Annotated in this window: 3 protein-coding genes; all 3 read left to right on the top strand. The window is 55.1% G+C overall.

Annotated elements, in window-relative coordinates; genetic code table 11:
• Nucleotides 1-184 precede the first annotated feature (184 nt).
• Nucleotides 185-562, top strand: a complete 378-nt coding sequence (locus B7Z76_RS16295) for a type IV secretion system protein (protein ID WP_291345314.1) — start codon at nucleotides 185-187, stop codon at nucleotides 560-562.
• Complete coding sequence (locus tag B7Z76_RS16290) at nucleotides 490-1,038, top strand: type IV secretion system protein (protein ID WP_291345312.1); 549 nt, start codon at nucleotides 490-492, stop codon at nucleotides 1,036-1,038. Before B7Z76_RS16295 ends, B7Z76_RS16290 begins: the two co-directional genes overlap by 73 nt.
• The coding region (locus B7Z76_RS16285; protein ID WP_291345311.1) for a type IV secretion system protein at nucleotides 1,038-1,616 on the top strand (579 nt) is incomplete at its 3' end. The genes B7Z76_RS16290 and B7Z76_RS16285, both read left to right, overlap by 1 nt.

Below are 1,616 nucleotides of genomic sequence, written 5' to 3'. Positions count from 1 at the left end.
TGGCGGCTCCGCGATCATCGATTTCGACCTGTCCGCTCTGCCTGAGTTCGTCGCGATCCTGTCGAGCCGCAAATCCTCGGTTGGGTTTGTCGAACAGCTACGCGCCACCCACGGCGACGATCCGGCGGCCTGGCTGCCGGCGTTCATGGCGCGGTTCCACGAGGAAGTTGAATAGGAGGACCAAATGCTCAAGCCCTCTCGCCGGCTCGGAATCGCCAGCGCGATCGCCATCCTCGGCTTTGCTTCACCCGCCTTGGCGCAAGTCCCGGTGATCGATAGCGCCTCATTGGCACAAATCGTCAACCAGCTAAATGAAGCCAAGAAGCAATATTCTGAACTCGTCAGTCAATATAATGAGCTGAAATCGACATATAACGCGCTCTCGCAGAACGTTAATCCGAACCAATGGGCGCAACAGCTCGATCAATCGGCCATGCAGGACACGGTGCCCAACACCAGCATCTTGCCAAACATGCTCGACGGGATGCCATGCAGGACACGGTGCCCAACACCAGCATCTTGCCAAACATGCTCGACGGGATCAGTCCGCCCTCCTCGCTGAGCGGCAATGTCGGCTCGCTCGCGCAACAATATTACAACATGAACAAGGTCTATATCCCGGCCGGCTCGGATTTCGGTTCAAAGCAGATCCAACAGGGCGCGAATGAGACCGCGAATTTCGAGGCGATCGCCACGCAAAACCTGCAATCGCTGGAAGCCCGCGAGCAAGAACTTCCGCAGATTCAGAGCCAGCTGAACAGCGCCACGACGATTCAGCAGGTCGCCTTCGGCATGTCAGGGACAATGAAACTCATCATCTACGCCCTGATTGGTGCCGGCGTGATCGCAGGTGGAGGGGCCTACTACGTGTACGTCATTGCACCGCCAGCGGTGCAAAACAGACTCGTCCCTCTGCCGAATAGTGGTCGTGAGACGAACTCTCAACTCGACGCCAGCATCAGGGCCAGTTGTTTGGCGGCGGGCAACAACGCCGTTCCAGCTTGCAAGCCTTATCTCGCTGGAAAGACCTCAAAATAATGAGCGTCCCCAACACGACCATCAATATCTTTGAGTTTATGTATAACCAGTACAGCACCGGGTTCCTGCAATCACTGAATAGCGATGTTGGCTCCGCGTTGTCGGCGGCATTACCGCCTCTTTCCGCTGCCCTGGTCATCTGGGTCATCATCCTCGGATACCTCATGATGACCGGCAGCCTGGATATACGTTACGGCATCTCAAAGGTATCAACGATGGCGATCGTGGTGGGCATTATTGCTTCAACGTCGCTTTATGATTCCTACGTCCAGACGCTTTTCATGAAGTCGCTGCCGAGCTTTGTCGCCAGCACCTTTTCATCTGGCAATACGAGCAACATCCCACAAAGCCTCGATCAGACCTTCAATAATTTTTGGGTTGCGGGACAAATTATCTACAAAAAGGCAAACTGCGCGACCTGCGTGCTCGAACCATACGTGCTTGGCATTGAAATCGAGCTGGTTCTTGTCGTCTTTTTTATCGCCCTTGCCCTCGTGTTCGCGGTGTATCTCATCTCGACAACACTGACGGGCCTTCTCGTCGCCATCGGGCCATTCCTGCTGATCGGATACCTCTTT

Source organism: Acidiphilium sp. 20-67-58 (assembly GCF_002255515.1).
Lineage (GTDB): Bacteria > Pseudomonadota > Alphaproteobacteria > Acetobacterales > Acetobacteraceae > Acidiphilium.
The sequence above is the reverse complement of the archived record's forward strand: the minus strand, read 5'-3'. Positions and strand labels throughout refer to the sequence as shown.

What these genes read in the sequence shown, in the direction of transcription:
- B7Z76_RS16295 (WP_291345314.1), top strand. Translation starts at nt 185, where the DNA reads ATGCTCAAGCCCTCTCGCCGGCTCGGAATCGCCAGCGCGATCGCCATC.
- B7Z76_RS16290 (WP_291345312.1), top strand. Translation starts at nt 490, where the DNA reads ATGCAGGACACGGTGCCCAACACCAGCATCTTGCCAAACATGCTCGAC.